Raw genomic sequence first — 17,549 nt, forward strand, 5'->3', positions numbered from 1 at the left:
ATCATTTGCCCCGCCTCCCACCCCCAGCATCGCGGATGCGGGCACTGCGACTCAATGACATGTCAGGAGGTCACCACTTGTCCCAGGAGATCGTCCGATCGCCGAAACCGTCTCCGAGCGCCATCTGCCAGGGGTTCCTTGACGTCCACAACGTCGCACAGAAGGCCGGAATCAGACGGAGACGGCGACCGACGATCTCCAGGACAGGGAGGTTCTCCGTGGCCCGGGCTTGTCGGGTCCGTCCTCGACACGTCGAACGCGGAGCGGGGACGATGACGTGGTGGATCTACCTGTGATGCCGCCGGTGGCGCCGATGCTGGCCAAGCCCGTCGGTGAGATTCCTGCCGGCCAGTTGTATGAGCCGAAGTGGGACGGCTTCCGGTCGATCATCTTCCGCGATGGTGACGAGGTGGAGATCGGCAGCCGCAACGAGCGGCCGATGACCCGCTACTTTCCCGAGGTCGTCGACGCGGTGCTGGCCAACTTTCCGCCCCGGGCGGTGATCGACGGGGAGATCGTCGTTGTCGCCGCCGCCGGCGACACGCTGGACTTCCAGCTTCTGCAGCAGCGCATCCATCCCGCCGCCAGCCGGGTCCGGCTGCTGGCCGAGCAGACCCCGGCCAGTTTCATCGCGTTCGACCTGCTCGCCCTGGACAACGACGACCTGACCGGGCGGCCCCTCGGCGAGCGGCGGGAGATCCTGGAACGGGCGCTGGCCGACGCCCGGCCACCGGTGCACCTCACGCCGGTCACCCGCGATGTCGACACCGCCCGGCGCTGGTTCCAGATGTTCGAGGGCGCCGGCCTGGACGGGCTGATCGCCAAACCGCTCGACCTGACCTACCAGCCCGACAAGCGGGTCATGTCCAAGATCAAACATGTGCGGACCGTGGACTGCGTGGTCGCCGGCTACCGGGTGCACAAGTCCGGCGACGGCCGCATCGGCTCACTGCTGCTCGGGCTCTACACCGCCGACGGCACGCTGGCCTCCGTCGGCGTAGTCGGCGCATTCCCGATGGCCACCCGGACGGAGCTGTTCACCCAGCTGCAGCCCCTCGTCACCACCTTCGACGCGCACCCGTGGAACTGGGCCGCCCACATGCAGGGCGAACGCACCCCGCGACGCAACGAGGGAAGCCGCTGGAACAACGGCAAGGACCTGTCCTTCATCCCGCTTCGCCCCGAACGGGTCATCGAGGTGCGCTACGACTACATGGAGGGACCCAGGTTCCGGCACACCACCCAGTTCGTCCGCTGGCGCGAGGACCGCCACCCCCGCTCCTGCACCTACGACCAACTCGAACGCCCCGTCAGCTTCAACCTCGCCGACGTCCTCACCAGCAACTGACCCTCAACTCCGATGCGGACGCGTGCGTTCAGCCACCGTCCGGACCTCAACCTGCCGGCGGTCCAGGACCAGTACCTGGCGGCGCGGCCTCGCTGCAACGCCTCTACGCCCGGCCCGAGCGTCGCTCGCGGACCAGCGGAGGTGAGAAACTGCAGCTCAGGACGGCAGCAAAGCGGGTTCGTATGCTGCCACCTGCCGGCGCAGGGCCATCAACGCCACCGTCCGGACCACCACACAACCCACGATGCCAGCCAGCATCGCCCCAGGTCACAGCCTCACCCTGAAGTGGCACCCCTCACCCCTAACTGATTAGCGCGCCGCGCGTCACGCCGTCACGACAAGGCTGGTGAGGCCGTCGCCGGACTGCCACGTCGTCGCGGTCACCGCCACGTAGCGGGCGCTGACGGTGGTGCCCGTGACGTACGGCTGGAACGTCAGCCCGTCGGTGGAGGTCTCGATGCGCGTGGCCGGCGCGACAGCGGAGGACCACGTGGGCGACACGCCGCCGATCGCGCGGACCGAACGGAGGTCTACGACCATACGCCGGCCGGCGGCACCGGGGGTCCACGACGTGGCGGGGTCGTCGTCGACGGCGTGGTCCGGATCGGTCATGCCGGGCGGAAGCGGTGAGGTCGGGAAGGTGGGTCGGCCGCGGGCCAGGTCGGACGCCGGCGTACGCGGGCCGGCGAAGTCGGCGCGTACGGTCTGGCCGGCGCCCGCGGTGACGGTGACGGCTTCGCCGGTCACCAGCGAACGCAACCGGACCTCGACGCCCGCGTCGGCAGGCGCGGTGACGTCGACGGTGCCGGAGCCCCGGACGTAGATGCCCGTCCCCGGTCGCAGCGCTGCGCCGGACGGGCCGGTGGCGGCGAACCGGGCCGGCGTGACGCGGGCGTCCGCCGCCGCGATGGTGACCATGTACCGGGTGGTGTCGCCGGTCGCGACCTGCTGCACCCCTTGGTACAGCACGGTTTCCGCGGTGGGTTGCGGCACGGTGAAGTAGGCGCCGTCGGCACCGCTCGCGCCGAGGTTGAAGATGCTCAGGTGCCCACCGGCGAGGCTGGCGGCGAGCCCGGCCGGCAGGTCCCGGGGCGACGGCGCGGCGGCGCGCTGCGCCGTTTCGGCCGGCGACTGTGCCGGAAAGCCCTCGACGACGATGCCGGCGCTGCCGCTCGCCGGGCCGTCGGACAGCACGACGCCGGTCGAGGCCACGGTGATCGGGTTGATACCGCCACGCACCACGAACCCGGCCCGGCCGTCGACGTTGAGCCAGTCGCCGGCGGCGGCCACGCGGTCGGAGACCGTCGCCGCCGTCTGCCACGCCAGGCCGTCGGCGGAGACCTCCACCCGGTACCGGGACGCGTACGCCGTCTCCCAGTTCAGCACCACCCGGTCGACGGAACGGACGGTGCCGAGGTCCACCGTCAGCCAACCCGGCGCCGACCGCTGGTCGATCGCCACCGCCCACCGCGTCGTCGCGTTGCCGTCAGTCGCCGCGGCGGGCGGGAACCGCGGGTCCGCGGAGGACGCCGACGTGGGCCGACCGACCGCCAGGTTCCCACCCGTTCCACTGTGGACGGCCATCTCCCAGGCCGAGAACCCGTACTGGGTGGCCGCCGTCACCCCGGACATCCGCACGTACCGCGCCGACGTCGCCGCGAACCGCACGTCGTGCACCCCGCCACCGTCCGCGCCGGTCAGGTCCGCCGAGCCGCCGGCCCAGGTGAAGGTGCGGTTCCCGTCGAGACCGGGCACGCCCGGCATGCTCAGGTTGTACAGGTTGAGCCGGCCCTCGCCGGCCGCCACACCAGACGTCGCGTAGACCATGCTGCCGTCGGGCAACGTGGTGAACCCGGCGACGCCGGTGGGCGTGCGCACCGCGGTGGCCGAGGCGTCGACGCCGTCCCGGAGGCGGGTGTAGGCATGCGCGTTCCGCGCCGACACCTGCGTGTCGACCGACGGCAGCAGGGCGGCGCTCCTCCCGGCGACGTTGAACAACCAGTCGTCGTGCTGCGGCATGTACGCGAACTTGACGAAGCCGGGTTTGGTCACCGCGGCGGCGAGGGCGCGCGGGGTCTGGTGCGCGACCAGGCCCGGGCCGGCGCCGTGGTCGACGCTTCCGGCGAAGCGGGTGAAGTACTCGGCCTCGCTGACGGGCGTGACGTCGCCGGACAGCCGGTCCCGCCACACGTGCAGCAGATAGGCCATGGCGATCTCGGCACGCGCCTCCGGCTCGTACTTCGGCTCGCCGCTGAACTTGGTCAGCCGGCCCGCGGGGGCGTACTGCACGTACGGGACGAGCCGGTCGGCGAGCATCTGTTCGGCGCGGGCGGCGTACCGATCACCGGTCAGCATGGCCCGGGCGGTGATCGGGAGCAGCGTCCGGCCGTAGAGGTGGTGCCGGTCGGCGACGGTGAAGCTCTGCGCCACGCCGGAGTCGGTCGCGAGCCGGCCCATCGTGTCCCACAGTTCGTCGCTGTTGGTCACCTGTCGCAGTTCCTCCGGCAGCGGCCGGTCGGCCAGCAGGTAGTGCACCGCGTTGCGGCCCGGATAGCCGCCGGCGGACTGCTGGTAGATCGGCGACCACGAGCCGTGGTTCTCGACCAGGAACGTGTCCCACGTGTTGTGCGCGGTGTTCCACGCGGAGACGGCGCGTCCATTGAGGACGGTCGGGTTGGCCCGGTCGGCCACTGGCAGCCCGCCCATGTTGGACAGCCACCGGGTGCTCCACTCGCGCCACTGCGCGGCCTGCGTGTCGCCGGGCAGCCACGCCAGTGCCACCGCGAGGGGCATGCTGCGCATGCCCATCTCCTCGATCTTTGAGTCGCCGGCGTAGCCGCCCGCCAACCCGTTGGTCGACCACCCGTCGACGTCGGCCGAGCCGACGCTGACGATGTTGCTGGCCGAGGCTCGGACGATGGTGTCGACGCGGGTCCGGGTCGTGACGTCGAGATCGGACCACAGCAGCCGGGCGGCGGCCACGAAGTAGCTTTCGAACGTCGAGTCCCAGTAGACGCGGCCGCCCCAGGTTCCGCTGGAGGTGACCCACCGGCTCTGCGCCGCCGCCGTCCGGATCGTCCGCACGGTGTGGTCGCGAAGCGTCGCGGCGCTGACCATCGCGACCCGCTCGTCGTACCCGCCGAAGGTGAGCAGCACCGCGTTGCCCAGCACCCCGCCGAAGTAGAAGTCCGGGATCCGGTAGGTGCCGGCCGCGGCGTCCCAGGTGCTCTCCATGAACGGGGTGTTCAGCAGCAGCGCCTGCCGGTAGATCGCGGCCGGCCCGTCCTCCGGTGCAACGGCGGCGCGGGCCGGCCGCGCGGCCGGTGGGGCGACGACCACCGTCGTCACGGCGCACACCACCGCGAGCAGCGCGGCCCGGACCCGGATGCCCATCGCGCTAGACGGGGATGTCGCCGGCTTGGCCGAACTGGTACCGGTTCAGCGGCGGGGCACCCGAGGTGTAGTAGACCCACCATCCGCCGCCACGGGCCCAGATCACCAGGTCGTCACGGCCGTCACCGTCGACGTCGCCCAGCAGCGGCACGTCGCCGACGCTGCCGCCCCAGCCGTACTCGGTGGAGCCGCCCGAGGTGTGCTGAACCAACCAGGACCGGGTGGACGGCCGCCGCACGACGAAGTCGTCACGGCCGTCCCCGTTGACATCGCCCAGCAACGGGATGTCGCCGGCGAGGCCCCACTGCTGGCTGAGCGAGCCACCCGCGGAGAGCCGCGCCGACCAAAGCCCGTTGCGCGACCACAGGGTGAGGTCGTCGCGGCCGTCACCGTCGAGGTCGCCGGCGAGCGGCAGGTCGCTCGCGGCACCCATCGCAAGCCCGAGCAACGGTGGCGAGCCGTTCGCGTACGACACCGACCAGGTGGCGTCGGATGTCCGCCGCACGACGAAGTCGTCGCGACCGTCACCGTCCACATCGGCCAGTAGCGGCACGTCGCCGGCCTGGCCGAACTGCACGTTCTGACGCGGCGGCGCGCCGGAGGTGTACCAGACCGACCACGTCGCGGCGGCCCGGGCCCAGATCACCAGGTCGTCGCGGCCGTCGCCGTCGACGTCACCGACCAGGGGGACGTCGTCCGAACTGCCGCCCCACGGGTGGTCGGTGAGCGTTCCGCCGCCGGAGTACTGGATCGACCAGGTGTGCGCCGACGGGCGCCGGAACGCGAAGTCGGCGCGGCCGTCGTTGTCGAAGTCACCCATGTTCGTCGGCTCGCCGGCCACGCTGTAGCAGGCGCGGTGCACGCGCAACGCCATGATGGTCCACCGGGACCGGCTCTGCAGCCGCTCGGCCTGGCTGTTGTAGGCCGGGAAGGCGTGCGTACGGGCCTGCCCCAGCAGGCTCGAGGAGATCCGGGAACAGTCGTAGACCACAAGGTCGGCGTTGGCGCTGGAGGAGTAGTTCGCGAAGTGGCCGTTCATTCCCTTGATGCCGGTGGCCGGATCCATCTCGTAGAGCGGCCACACCGTGGCGGCGTGGTGCCACGGGTCCTGAAGCGTCGTCTGGCCCTGCTCGTACGGGAAGCCGGGGGCGCCGTTCCAGCCGGTCAGGTCGTCGCTGAAGCCATGGGTCCAGTTGTAGTCCCGGAAGGTCCGCCACTTGCCGTTCATCTCCGCGTCCCGGCCGGACGGGACGATGCCCCGCCGGTAGGCGCTCCACAGGAACCAGGCGGCCGTCGCGTTCACGTTGAACACGCACGGCTTGTTCGCGTCGTTCGGGGAGTCGGAGTAGGAGATGCACCGGCCGCCGGCAGTGGTGGAGGTGTTCAGCAGCGAGGTGACTGCGCGGAGGACCCGGTCCCGGGGCACGCCACCGTCGTCGTAGCCCTCGATGAGCATCCGCCCGACGTGGCCGGCGGTCGTGATGGTGTACGCGGTGCCGGCCGGGTTGACGGAGCCGTCGTTGCGCCAGTCCCAGGCGTAGCCGAGGCCGAAGCCGCCGCTGGGCAGTTGCCGGGCGTAGACCCGGCCCATCCAGAAGTTGGTGGCGGTGGCCTGCCAGCCGAACGTCTTGCCGGAGTACCAGGCGACCGGCGCGATCCACCACACCGGGATGTTCTGGCCGGAGTCCTCCACGAACGGCATCGCGGTGGCCGACTCCGCGGCGGCCTGCTGGGCCAGTTCCAGCCAGGCCGTGTTGCCGACCTCAACCTGACCGGCGTTCGGCGTCGGCCTCGCTTGAGCGGTGGATGGCGCCACCACCACCAGCGTCGTGGTCAACGCGAGTATCACGACCATCAGCCCGCGCGGCATTCGCGTCACGACAGGTCCCTCCATCCGGTAGGCATCAGCAGGCGCACAACGTGGCGATCTCGGTGGCCGGCAGCGCGCCGGCGTACAGGCGGACGTCGTCGACGGCGCCCCGCCAGCTTTCGCCGTAGACCCCGCTGACGAGGTTGCGGCCGATCGTCATCGGGCCGGTCGAGGCGAACGGCTCCCCGGTGACGGCGCTCGCCTCCAGCAGGCCGTTGACGTAGAACCGGAGCGTGCCCGTCGACGCCTCCCACACCCCGGCCAGGTGGACCCACTCCCCCGCTTCCGCCGGGGTGGTCGAGTACAGCGTCGACCCGGGCGTGTCCGCGTCGCCCGGCACCGTCCGGAACAGCCACCGGTACGTGGTGCCGGTCCCGTAGTAGCCCAGCCGGGCCGCGTGCACGCGGGTGCCGGACTGGCTCACCGCGATCTGCGCCCCGGCGGCCGTGCTGTCCAGCGACACCCAGGCCGTCATGGTGAACGACTGGTCGGTGCGCACGACCGGCCCGGCCGTAGTGAGCGAGTCGGCGGCGGCGAGCCCGGCGGCGGAGAGTGGAAGGAAATCGCGGTCCTCGGCCCAGGCCACTCCGGCCGTTGGGGCCGCGGTGCGCGCGTACGCGGTCGCGTCGCTGCCGTCGCCGTCCAGCCGCCACCGGCCGACGAGGGTCGCGGCCATCGGCGCGGCCTCCCGGGCGGAGACGACGCGGTCCCAGACGCGCACCTGGGCGATCTCGCCGTTGAACGCGTCCGCCGTGGTGGCTCCGTACCTGACGTGCCCGATCGTGAGGAACCGGCTGCCGTTCCACGGGTTGGTCCGCGTCGCGGTGGCGGCGAGCGCCCCGTTGATGTAGAGCCGCATCTGGCTGCCCTGCGCGTCGTAGACGCCGATCAGGTGCGTCCATCGGGTCGGCGTCCCCGCCGGAGTGTTGGCCGACGACAGCGGCCGGCTCGCGACGTCGGCGTCGGGCGCGGCGAAGGCCCAGCGGCCGTTGTTGTACTGCAGGAAGAACGCGTTGCCGGCCGTACCCGCCTGCCCGACCGCGGTCTGGAATGGGGCGCTCGCATTGTTCAGCCGCACCCACGCCGAGACGCTGAAGCTCCGGCTGGTGTCCACGACCGGGCCGGCGGTGGCCGCGGTCGAGGTCGACCCGTTGAACCGGACCGCGGTGGCGGCGGCCCTCGCCGGGCTGCCCACCTCCAGGCCGGCCACACCGGCGGTGCCGTTGGTCAGCGTGGCCGGGCGCTGGGTGCCGCGCTGGTTGGTGTCCGCGAGCGTGGTGGCTCCGGCCGCCTCGTTGAGCAACCAGACCCCGACCGGGCCGGTGGCCGGGCCCACCCGGAACGTGTACGTCCTGAGCGGGCTGGCCCGCCCGGCCCCGTCGACGCTGACCACGTAGAGCGTCATGGGTCCGCCGGAGGTCGGATCGGCCCTGATCGGTGGCGGAGTGAGGGGAAGCGTCGCCGAGGCCCCCGCGGCCACGCTCACCAGCGTGGTCGGCGGGTCGGCCCAGCCCCACTTGTAACCGGCCACATCGGACACTCCAGCCGCGGTGAAGGTGAAGTCGGCGCTGAGGCCGACCGCGCCGTAGGACTGGTCGAGGTTGGGCAGGTACACCGCCGAGGAGACACCGGGCGGGCTGCCCGGGCCGACGAGGTCCACCCCGAACTCGCAGTACGCGGACCACCCGGACTCGTCGACGCCGCTCACACCCGCGTGCGAGTACGGGTCGATCGCGTTCACCCGCCAGCGGTAGATCCCGTTGTGCGCAAGGGTGGTGTTGACCCGGAACTGAGCGGTGGCGCCGGTGCGCAGCGCGGTCTGCTGGCCGGAACCGAGCGCGACCCAGGCGGCGCCGTCGTAGCGCTGCCATTCGAACGAGGCGCGCAGGTCGGTCTCGTCGGCGTCGGGGTCGGTGACGAGCGCGCGCAGGGTCGGGTTGGCAGTGGAGACCAGCGGCCGACCGTTGCCCGTGCCGCAGCCGGCCCCGTCGGCGGAGAGGCTGCCCGGGACACCGGGCGCGGAGTTGTAGACGACGACGAGCTTGGTCGCGGACGGCGAGAACTTCTTCCACCACGACTCGGTCGACTCGCCGCTGCCGTCGTTCTTGCGGGCCGACAGCACCAGGTGGTAGCTGCCCCAGTTCGCGTTCGCGGCTGCCTGCACGTCGGCCTTGAGGTTGCGGGAGAACTCCATCGGCAGGTCGGGCTGGTTCCCGCAGTCGTTGGCGCCCTTGTGCGCGTTGCCGCTGCGCTCGTCGATCCACACCTGCAGCGCGGGGCCGGCCCAGGCGAGCTTGCCCGCGCCGAAGCTCGCCGACCGGTACAGGTTCACCGGCGTGGCCGCGCACGACCACGAGTGGGTCAGCGTGGTCTGCAGCTTCGCGTCGAGGATCCGGGTGTGCCGCAACTGGTTCACGTCGAACCGGAACGCCGACCGGTAGACCGCACCGCTGTCGGGGCTTCTGCCCACGCGCGCCACGGTCTGGTCGTTGTTCTCGTTGGCCGAGTTCGTGTAGCCCCACGCCCGGTAGCCCTTGGCGTAGGAGGGATCGATGAAGATCGGGAAACGCGCGGACGGGTCGGTGAGCATCGCGAGGTCGGGTTCGATGACGAGGTCGGCGCCCTCGACCCGGGTGCGCGGGGCGGCCCGCCGGGCCCGTTCGCCGGCCACGGCCACTGTGGAGCGCAGGTCGCCGGGGCCGGCGTCCCACATCAGCGCACCACCGGCGGTGGCGGCGACCGTTCCCGAACCGGTGACCGCTTCGAGGTCCCCGACGGCCGTCGGCCGCAGCCGCAGGTCGCCCCCGCTCATCCCGAAGCGCAGCGTCGCCAGCCGTGGATCGGTTGCCGCGGCCCGGTTCTTGACCACGACCACATGCGCGAATCCGTCCACAGTGGACCTCAGGACGAGGTCGACCCCGGGCAACACCTCGGCGTAGGTGGCGGTGTCGCCGGCCAGCGTCGGCGTGGGCAGGTTGCCCGGCCAGGTCAGCGCGAGCCGGCCGCGCCCCGTGCCGAGAACCGCCATCGGCCCGGTGCCACCCGCCGAGAATGCCACGTCGGCCGTCACCGCCGCCGGCCGGACCAGGTCGCCGGCCCGCCGCAGCGTGGTGTCGACGGCGGTCCAGGTCCCGTCGGACCGGCGCACCCTCACGGGTTCGACCGACTGCTCCAGGGTCCAGGTCCCGTCAGGGTTGACCAGCCGCCGCTCCCGCTCGGTGCGTAACGACTCGACCTCGACCGCCACACCGGTCCGTCGCGCCTGCGTGGCCGCCTGGTCCGCGTCCTGGGCCGTCGCCTGCGGGGCCTCGGCCACCGGTTCCCGCGCCGCGGCCGGTGATGCGGGGACGGTCAACGTCGCGGCGGTGACGGCCAGAGCGGTCACCATGGCAAGGGCTGGTCTACGGCGCATCGCGCTCTCCTGTCGAGAGTCTCACGTCAGGGCCACCACTTCCGGTAGTAGTTCTTGATGAGCCAGCAGTTGACGGTGAGTCCGAAGACCGCTCCGGTAACGACACCCCCGGCGATCGGGTTCTTGGTGAGTAGTAGCGACACGACGATCGCCCCTGCATCGAAGATCAGCTTTTCGCCTTCGCTCAGGCCGCAGAACCAGTTCTGGAAGGCGTTGAACCCGTTGGCGGCCCAGATGATGACCTCGGTCTGCTTCTCGTTGACGTACTTCCAGGCCAGGACGCCCTTCTCGATCGCGTCGCCGAAGTAGTACTCGACGTTCGCTTTGAGGCACTCCGGGGTGCGCGTCACCAGGGGGTTGCAGATTCCGAACCCCTCACGCGCACCCGGCTCCCCGGGTTCGCCCGGCGCGCCGGCCCCCGGTCCGATCGGAAAGTTGAACGTCTCTCCCGCCGAGGACCTCGACGGACGCACCTTGCTCAGGCTGGGCTGGGGCTTCTTCTTGGACCGCTTGTACATGTCGGTCTGCTTGTAGCGTTCGAGTGCCGCCTTCGGCGCGCGCCTGATCACCTGGCGGTAGTCGATCTTCTGCCGCTTCTTCTTCTGGTTGTTGCTGACGCTCCTGGTCGGCTTCTTCGACTTGTGGTCGCTGACGCTGCTGTTGCCCGACTTCTTTTTCTTCTGCTGCGGATCGCCGACCGGGCTGAGGCCGTCGGGGTCGCTCATCGTCACCGGGGTGCTGTTGGCGTACCCGTAGCCGTGCATCTGCTGCGGGTCCTCGTTGTCGACGAGCGGGTCGACCGCGGTGAACCGGCCGAGGCCCGGGTCGTACTCGCGGGCTCCCATGTGGACGGTGCCGGTCGGGTCGTTCGTGCCGCCGACGAATCCCCGGGTGGTGGGCCAGGCGGCGGCGGGGCCGCGCGCGGTACCGAACGGGGTCTGCCGGCGGATCGCCGCCGTCTGGTCGGGCGACGAGGTGACCGTGATCTGCGCGGTGCCCTGGTGGTCGTCGACCTGCCAGAACAGCCCGGCGCCGGTGCGCACCGCGACGAGTTGGCCGGCGTGCCGGTAGAAGCGGACGCCGGTCGTGGCACCGCTCGTGGTGGCCCGCAGGTCCTGGTCGGGCAGGTACAGGGTCCGGCCGGCCGGGTCACGGGAGATGAGCCGGTTGCCGTCGGCGTCGTACACGAAACTGGTCTGGCTACTTCCCTCGGTGGCCTTGTCCAGGCGCCCCTCCGCGTCCCAGGTCGACGTCTGGGTGCCCGTCGGACCCGGACGGGTGAGTGTGCGCCCGGCGGCGTCGTAGGTGTAGTTGACCGTGCCGGCACCTGTCGTGGTCACCGTGCGCGTGGTGTGTGGCTGGTCGGCGCCCGCCTCCGGGTAGGTGTAGCTGCGCGTCGACGTCGACGTCGGGATCCGCTCGACCGAACCGGTCCGGTTGCCCACCCGGTCGTAGGTGAACGAGTGCCAGTACGGTGCCGGTCCCGTCGGACCGCCGACCGACGGGGCGCCCGCGCAGTCGGTGGCCGCCGTCGTCCAGGCCTCGGTGAGCCGGCGCAGGGCGTCGTAGGCGAAGCACTGGTGGTCGCCCGCGGTCCGGTCGGAGATCCGGATGACGTTGCCGGCCGCGTCGTAGCGGTAGTTCAGGTCGGCCAGCACTGCCGGCGTCGCCTGCCGCGTGGTGGTCGCCGTGTCCAGGCGGCGGGTGCCGTCCTCGTAGAGGAACAGCGTGTCGAGTGTCGACCCGCCGGCGTACCGGCGACCGACCATCGCCAGCTCACCGAACCGGGTGTAGCCGGTGCCGTCGACCAGGTACGCGTCGTCACCGGTGGGCGACAGATTGGTCTGCAGCGTCTCCGGCATGCCTGCTGCGTTGTAGCCGTGGCTGAGCCGCTCCCCGGGCAGCCCACCGACGGCGGGCAGCACGGTGGTGGCCGGGCTCCCGTCGGGCCTGTACGTGTAGCGGTAGGTGTAGGTTCCGGCCAGCGCGCCCTCACCGATCGGGATCGTGATCTCCCGGGCCTCCGGCCGGTAGGCGTCGTCATAGTCGGTGACGGCGTTGACGTACGCGTCGGTGCCGAGGTAGCGGATCGACCGGTCCAACTGGCCCTTGGCGAGCCGGTCGAACACCCACTCGGCGCGCTTGGCGCCGGTGACGGTGCCGTCGCGCATGCTCGTGCGGCGGCCCAACGCGTCGTAGGTGTACGCCACGGTCCTGCCGGTGCCGTCCGTTCGCGACACGACGTCGCCGACGTCGTTGTAGGTCGTCCTGGACTCGCCCGCGTCGGGATCGTCCACTGTGGTCTGTCGACCGCGCAGGTCGTACGTGTAGCGCCAGACGTTGCCGACGGGGTCGGTGATCGACACCAACTGGTCCTTGGCGTTGTATCCGTAGGTCGTGTCGTTGTAGGTGCCGGTGCCGGTGTACTGGCGCAGCCGCGTCGTCCGGTCGCGCGCGTCGGTGAACGTCGAGGTGCGGATCCCGCCGGGCGGTGGCGTGGTGTCGGTGCGGTCACCGCCGTAGTCGTTGGTGGTGGCCCATTTCTCCACGTTGCGGCTGGCGAAGACCGACGCCCGGACCCGGTCGGCCCCGTCGTAGCGGGTGCGGGTCTGCGTCGGCACCTGCGCGTCGGGCACCGGCAGCAGGTAGGTGGTGCTCGGCGGCCCGTCCACGACCAGGCCCGAGTCCTCGCGGACGGTGCGCCCGGCCGCGTCGTAGAACGTGTCGGTGCGCACCCGCCCACCGCCCGGGCCGGCCTCCGACGACTGTGTCTGGCGCACCCGCAGCAGACCGTCGTAGTGGGTCACCTCGGTCGTGTACCCGCCGGACGCGTTCAGCGTGCTGGTGGTCACCGTGCTGGAGGTCCTGTTGTTCACCCGGTAGCCGTAGGTGCGGCTGGCCGTCGCGGACCGGGCCCGGCCGGGCAGCCACACCGCCGTGAGCCGGCCCAGGCCGTCGTAGGCCAGCTCGGTGCGTTTGCCGTTCGGATCGACCGTGAGCGTCGGGTGGCCCCACGCCGGGTCGAGCGTCGTCGTCGTGGTCCAGCCGTCGGGATTGACCGTCGAGCGGAGGTGGTTGACCTCCGTGATCCCGGTGACCGGTGCGCCCGCCGCCGGGGTGTACGCCGTCGTCGTCAGGACGTTGCGCGGGTCCCATTCCTGCCGGACGCGGCCGTACTCGTCGTGCGTCGCCCGCGCGGTCGTCCGGTAGGTCGACGGCCACCCCGTCAGCTCCTCGATCATGCTCACCGCGCCCTTGGTCGGGGCGACCCCGCGGCCCTGCTGGTCGTAACCGGTGTAGGTGTCGTCGATGACGTCGGCCTCGGTGAGCCCGGTGCCGGTGGCCCTGGTGCAGTCGGTCGCCAGGGTCCGCTTCCGGCTCTCGTACTCGACCAGCCACGCCGGGAGGTTCCGGGCGTACGTGGTCAGCACGCACTGCTCGTCGCCGGGGGCCCGTTCGTCCCCGAGGTCCTCCTCCCGTACCGGCATGCCGTAGGCGTCGAACGTCGTCCGGGTCTGGGTCTGCCGGAAGCCCCGCCCGCCGTCGAGCGCGGTCCGCGTCCGGGTCACGCCGATGTCGACGTGCCGCGCGTACACCGTCGTCCCGCCGATGGTCCGCGACGCCGTCGGATCCGACCGCCACGGCTCCTGCACCGCCGCGGTGATCTCTCCACCCGACGGCCCGTCGTACACGATCTGCTCGCGGACCAGCCCGGCGTACTCGTCCTCGTCGGCGACGGTGGCCGCGCCACCCGCCGCCGGCAACGACACCGACCGCGTACCGCTCGGCAGCTTGTCGCCGTGCATCCCGCGGAAGTAGACCGTCTCGGTGCGGGTACGGGTGGAGCCCTCGCCACGCATCGTCCGCACCCGCCCGTAGCCGCGCCACACCGCCCAGGTCTTGTCCTCGTCGGCGATCAGCCCGTCGTCGTCGGTGTAGTGCCACGCCGGGTCGTCGAGGTAGTCGTACGTGGTGACCACGCCGGGCCCGCGTGCGTCGGACGGTAGCGCGAGGTCGGACTCGGTCACCGCCCGGACCACGTACTTGTTGAAATAGTCGGTGACGGGCTTGCTGGCGCCCGGTGGCTTCCAGTTCACCGGGTAGCAGCGCAGGGTGTTCGACTCCGGTGCCGTCGGCAGCCGCGTGCCGGTCGCACAGTCCTGCGGCCAGTACGTCACCGAGACCGACCCACCCGACTCGGTGTTGATGTGCGCCATCCGCCACCAGTTCATCGCCGGCGCGTGGTCGGTTCCGTCGACCCGGTTCGGCAGCGCGGTCGGGACGAAGCTCATGTCGGGCAACGAGGTGCCGCCACCCGAGTGGGAGATCCGGTCGAGCCACAGGCCAGCGTGGTTACCGTCACCCGGGTTCGGGAAGCCGTGGGTCAGGGTCCACGACTCGACCTCGCGGTAGTTGGTACCCGAACCCGTCCAGACCCGGGTGGCCACCTTGGCCAGCCGCTTGGAGGTCCAGAACGTCGGGCTGCCGATCAGACAGGACGAGTCAGTGCACTCCAGGTCCCACGGTGTGTCGGGCCACGCGTTGCGGTTGCCGCAGCTCTCCGTGCACCGGTCGCCCTCGGTCAGCTCGACCTGCATCGGTGCCGTTCCGTACGCGGTGTCGCTGCGCGCGCCGTAGTCGATCCGGTCCAGGAAACCGCCACGGACGTACTCGGTGAGGGTGGACCCGCTCATGTTCCGGGCGTACTTGTTGCCCTCCTTGGCGTACCAGAGCGCCATCGTGTTGCCGAACGGGTCCACGACGTAGTCGAGGTTCCATCGCCACGCCTGCTGGCACCAGCCCGGGGACACATTGCACGGCTCACCGGACTGGTTGCCGTACACCGGCACGGTCCACACCGAGCCGGTCTCCGCCTTGTTCGTCTGCCAGCCCGGCAACCGGTTCCTGCCGAACCAGTACTGCACGCCGTCGGTGTCGGTCACCACCCAGTGCTCACCGTTGTTGTCGCCGTTGACGATGCCGTCGCGCCGCTCGATCCGTAGCCCGTCCTCGGCCCGGGCATGCCATTCGGTGTCCGATACCTTGATCAGCTCGGAGGAGTGGTCGCCCAGCGACAGGACCGCGTTGTCGGTCTTCCAGCACAGGTCACCGCTGTTCGTACCGGCGCTCGCCCCGTTGCCGCCGTCCTTGGCGCACGGCCGGTAGCGCCGCTCGATGAACCCCTGGCTGAACTCGAAGCCCTCCCCGATCCACGACGGCTGGTTGTTCGACGCGGCCATCCGCCCGTCGACGCTCGCGGACGCATAGTTCAGGGAGAGCCCCGGTTCTGGCCCGCCCAGTGACGGCGGAACCTTCATCGGATACGCCCACACGAAGGCGCCCGAGCCGCCGCCCACCGCCCAGGTCGACGACGCCGACAGCGGGGTGGCGGCATAGTCACCCGCCGAACCATCCGGTCCCGCCGCGAGCGCGATCAACGTGTCCTCGCCTGCGGTCAGGGGCAGGTCGGCCGAGACGACACCGGCGCGCATGTCGTTGCGGGAGGCCACCGGAACACGCCGGCATCCGGCCGCGTCCGGCGTCGAGAGCGCGCACTCCGGCAGGACATAGAGACCGAGCCGGGCCGACCAGTCGCCGCCGTAGGCATAGCGGAACGCCGAATAGTCCACATCCAGATGCGCGTCACCTGTCGCGGCGGCCGTGCCGGTCGCGGCCGCACCGCCGGTCGGGCGGACCCGGAGCAGCACGCCGTCGACACCGGCGCTGCGGGCGGCCTTCTGATCGAGCGTCTCCACCCGCAACAGGGAGGACCCGGAGGCCTTCTCGGCGACACCCGCCGCCGGCCACACGGGCGCGGGCAACGTGAACGGGCGGACCGCACTCGCGACCGGGCCGGGGCCGGCACCCGCCACCCGGGCCGGGACCGTCCCGTCCACCTGCGGGCGTGGCCGGTCCTGCGCGGCTGCCGCGACCGGATCGAGCACGGCGGCCACCGGCACGCCGAGCACCACCGCCACCGCCACACCGACGACCGTTCGGATGCGCCCGCGCGGCGCCCGGTTCCCGGCTGGTCGCGTCGACGCCACCAACCCCGCGACATCGGCCCACGGCCGCCTGCTTCCCATGGCGCACCTCGCATTCGACCTCGCCCCGAAGCCAACCGTGCGGCGAAAGCTACGCAGCTTCGTCACAGGTTCATCATCTGTTGATCATCGATGCGCTCTCTGCGTTCGGGGACGCTCACTCCCGCGATGGCCGGATGCCGCGCGGGCGGGCCTGCGCGGCATCGGCGCAACTTCAGGGCTGATGGCACTTGGTGACCTTGGTGAGTCGTCGGTAGGCGAGTAGGGCGCAGCCGAGGTCGGCAAGGCTTGGAAATGCTCGGCTTTGCGTTCGTAGCGGCGGCCCGGTCGACGGTTGGGCTGGAGCCAGGACAGGCAGGCTTCGACGACCCAGCGGTGCCGGCCGAGGCGCTTGGAGCTCTCGACCGCCTTGCGGGCGATCCGCACGGCGATCCCGCGTCTGCGGACCTCCGCCCGCAGGGCCGGAACGTCGTAGGCCTTGTCCGCATGGAGTTTGGCGGGACGGTGCCGCGGCCCGCCCCGGCGGGAGCGGATCGGGGCGATCGAGTCCAGCAACGCCACCATGACCTGCGAGTCGTGGACGTTCGCAGCTGGCCGCCGCGGCGCGTGACCCGGTTCGCGACGCTGTGACCGGCGCCGCCACCCGGCGGACCGCCGATGCCCACACAGTCCGGGGGAATCCAACGATGAAATGGCCGTTGATACGTCGGCTCGACGTGCGCGTGATGGTCGTGGCCCTGGTCGCCGCCGTGGCGGCGATCGTTCCCGCGTCGGCCGCTCACGCCGGCGTCATGGGACCTCACAGGATCTCGAACGCACCCGCGAACTCGACCTTCTACTCGTATCGCTGGACCAACCTCAGGGACGGCTACGACGCACACATCTTTTTCAACTTCTGAAGCGCGAACCCCAAGGTCCAGGTGATCAACGCGGACACCCTGCAGCTCATGGCAGAGGAGATCATGTACTGCCTGACACCGTCGACTGGTTCTACTTCGGCGACCTTCCGACCGACGACTACCAGTTCCGGATCGTCGACACGCGCTCCGGAGGCAGACCGCTGAAGGTGGGTTCGTACATCGTCTACCACTGAACCCCTAACGCCGTAGGCGGGCCGGTCTCCTCACGGGAGCCGGCCCGCCTACGGCGTTACCGCGCCGGGCATGATGTGTGCGATGGGGTCAGCGACGGTCTTGGGCCGGTAGTCGGGTTGGCCGAGCCGGCGTCCGATCTCAAAGGCGAACCGGGCGCCCGAGAGGGTCACTGGCGGCAAGGCGCCGCCAATGGAGAGATCCGACAAGAGCGGCAGGCCGCGGTCTGGCCAGCCTTCGCCAGGATGCCGCGAGCACACCCGACTGTCCCGTCGCGCCAGGCGTCGTAGTCGCCGAAGCATTGACCGCGGAATCGTGCCGCCCAACCCGAACGAAGTTCGCGTACTCGCATTGATCAGTTGGGCCGTTGGAGTTCCTGTCTCCTGTGGCG

7 protein-coding genes are annotated in these 17,549 nt (G+C 71.1%); 2 read left to right on the plus strand and 5 right to left on the minus strand.

The window, feature by feature from the left end; translation table 11 throughout:
* The first annotated feature begins 280 nt into the window (after positions 1 to 280).
* The gene (locus tag Vau01_RS08090; RefSeq protein ID WP_203988804.1) at positions 281 to 1,348 is read left to right on the plus strand and encodes an ATP-dependent DNA ligase; all 1,068 of its coding nucleotides are present in this window, start codon (positions 281 to 283) and stop codon (positions 1,346 to 1,348) included.
* Between the two features lie 324 nt (positions 1,349 to 1,672).
* Here Vau01_RS08090 and Vau01_RS08095 read toward each other — a convergent pair whose 3' ends face one another.
* The 5 genes from Vau01_RS08095 to Vau01_RS65185 form a co-directional block, all read right to left on the minus strand.
* Positions 1,673 to 4,741: a discoidin domain-containing protein gene (locus Vau01_RS08095; RefSeq protein ID WP_203988806.1), complete on the minus strand. Its 3,069-nt coding sequence runs from the start codon at positions 4,739 to 4,741 to the stop codon at positions 1,673 to 1,675.
* Positions 4,742 to 4,745: 4 nt separating this feature from the next.
* Positions 4,746 to 6,611 (minus strand): FG-GAP-like repeat-containing protein, encoded by a 1,866-nt coding sequence (locus Vau01_RS08100; protein ID WP_239151432.1) that lies wholly within the window; start codon positions 6,609 to 6,611, stop codon positions 4,746 to 4,748.
* 34 nt (positions 6,612 to 6,645) lie between these two features.
* Entirely contained in the window at positions 6,646 to 10,023 is a 3,378-nt protein-coding gene (locus Vau01_RS08105; protein WP_203988811.1) for a LamG domain-containing protein, read from the minus strand.
* A 26-nt stretch (positions 10,024 to 10,049) separates the two neighbouring features.
* Positions 10,050 to 16,109 (minus strand): RHS repeat domain-containing protein, encoded by a 6,060-nt coding sequence (locus tag Vau01_RS08110; RefSeq protein WP_203988813.1) that lies wholly within the window; start codon positions 16,107 to 16,109, stop codon positions 10,050 to 10,052.
* An 84-nt stretch (positions 16,110 to 16,193) separates the two neighbouring features.
* Entirely contained in the window at positions 16,194 to 16,751 is a 558-nt protein-coding gene (locus Vau01_RS65185; RefSeq protein WP_373320201.1) for a transposase, read from the minus strand.
* Between Vau01_RS65185 and Vau01_RS08120 the strand changes: the two genes are divergently transcribed.
* Positions 16,694 to 16,966 (plus strand): hypothetical protein, encoded by a 273-nt coding sequence (locus Vau01_RS08120; protein WP_203988817.1) that lies wholly within the window; start codon positions 16,694 to 16,696, stop codon positions 16,964 to 16,966. The two genes, Vau01_RS65185 and Vau01_RS08120, sit on opposite strands and share 58 nt — an antisense overlap.
* The last annotated feature ends 583 nt before the right edge of the window (positions 16,967 to 17,549 follow it).

Source organism: Virgisporangium aurantiacum (assembly GCF_016863635.1).
Taxonomy (GTDB): domain Bacteria; phylum Actinomycetota; class Actinomycetes; order Mycobacteriales; family Micromonosporaceae; genus Virgisporangium; species Virgisporangium aurantiacum.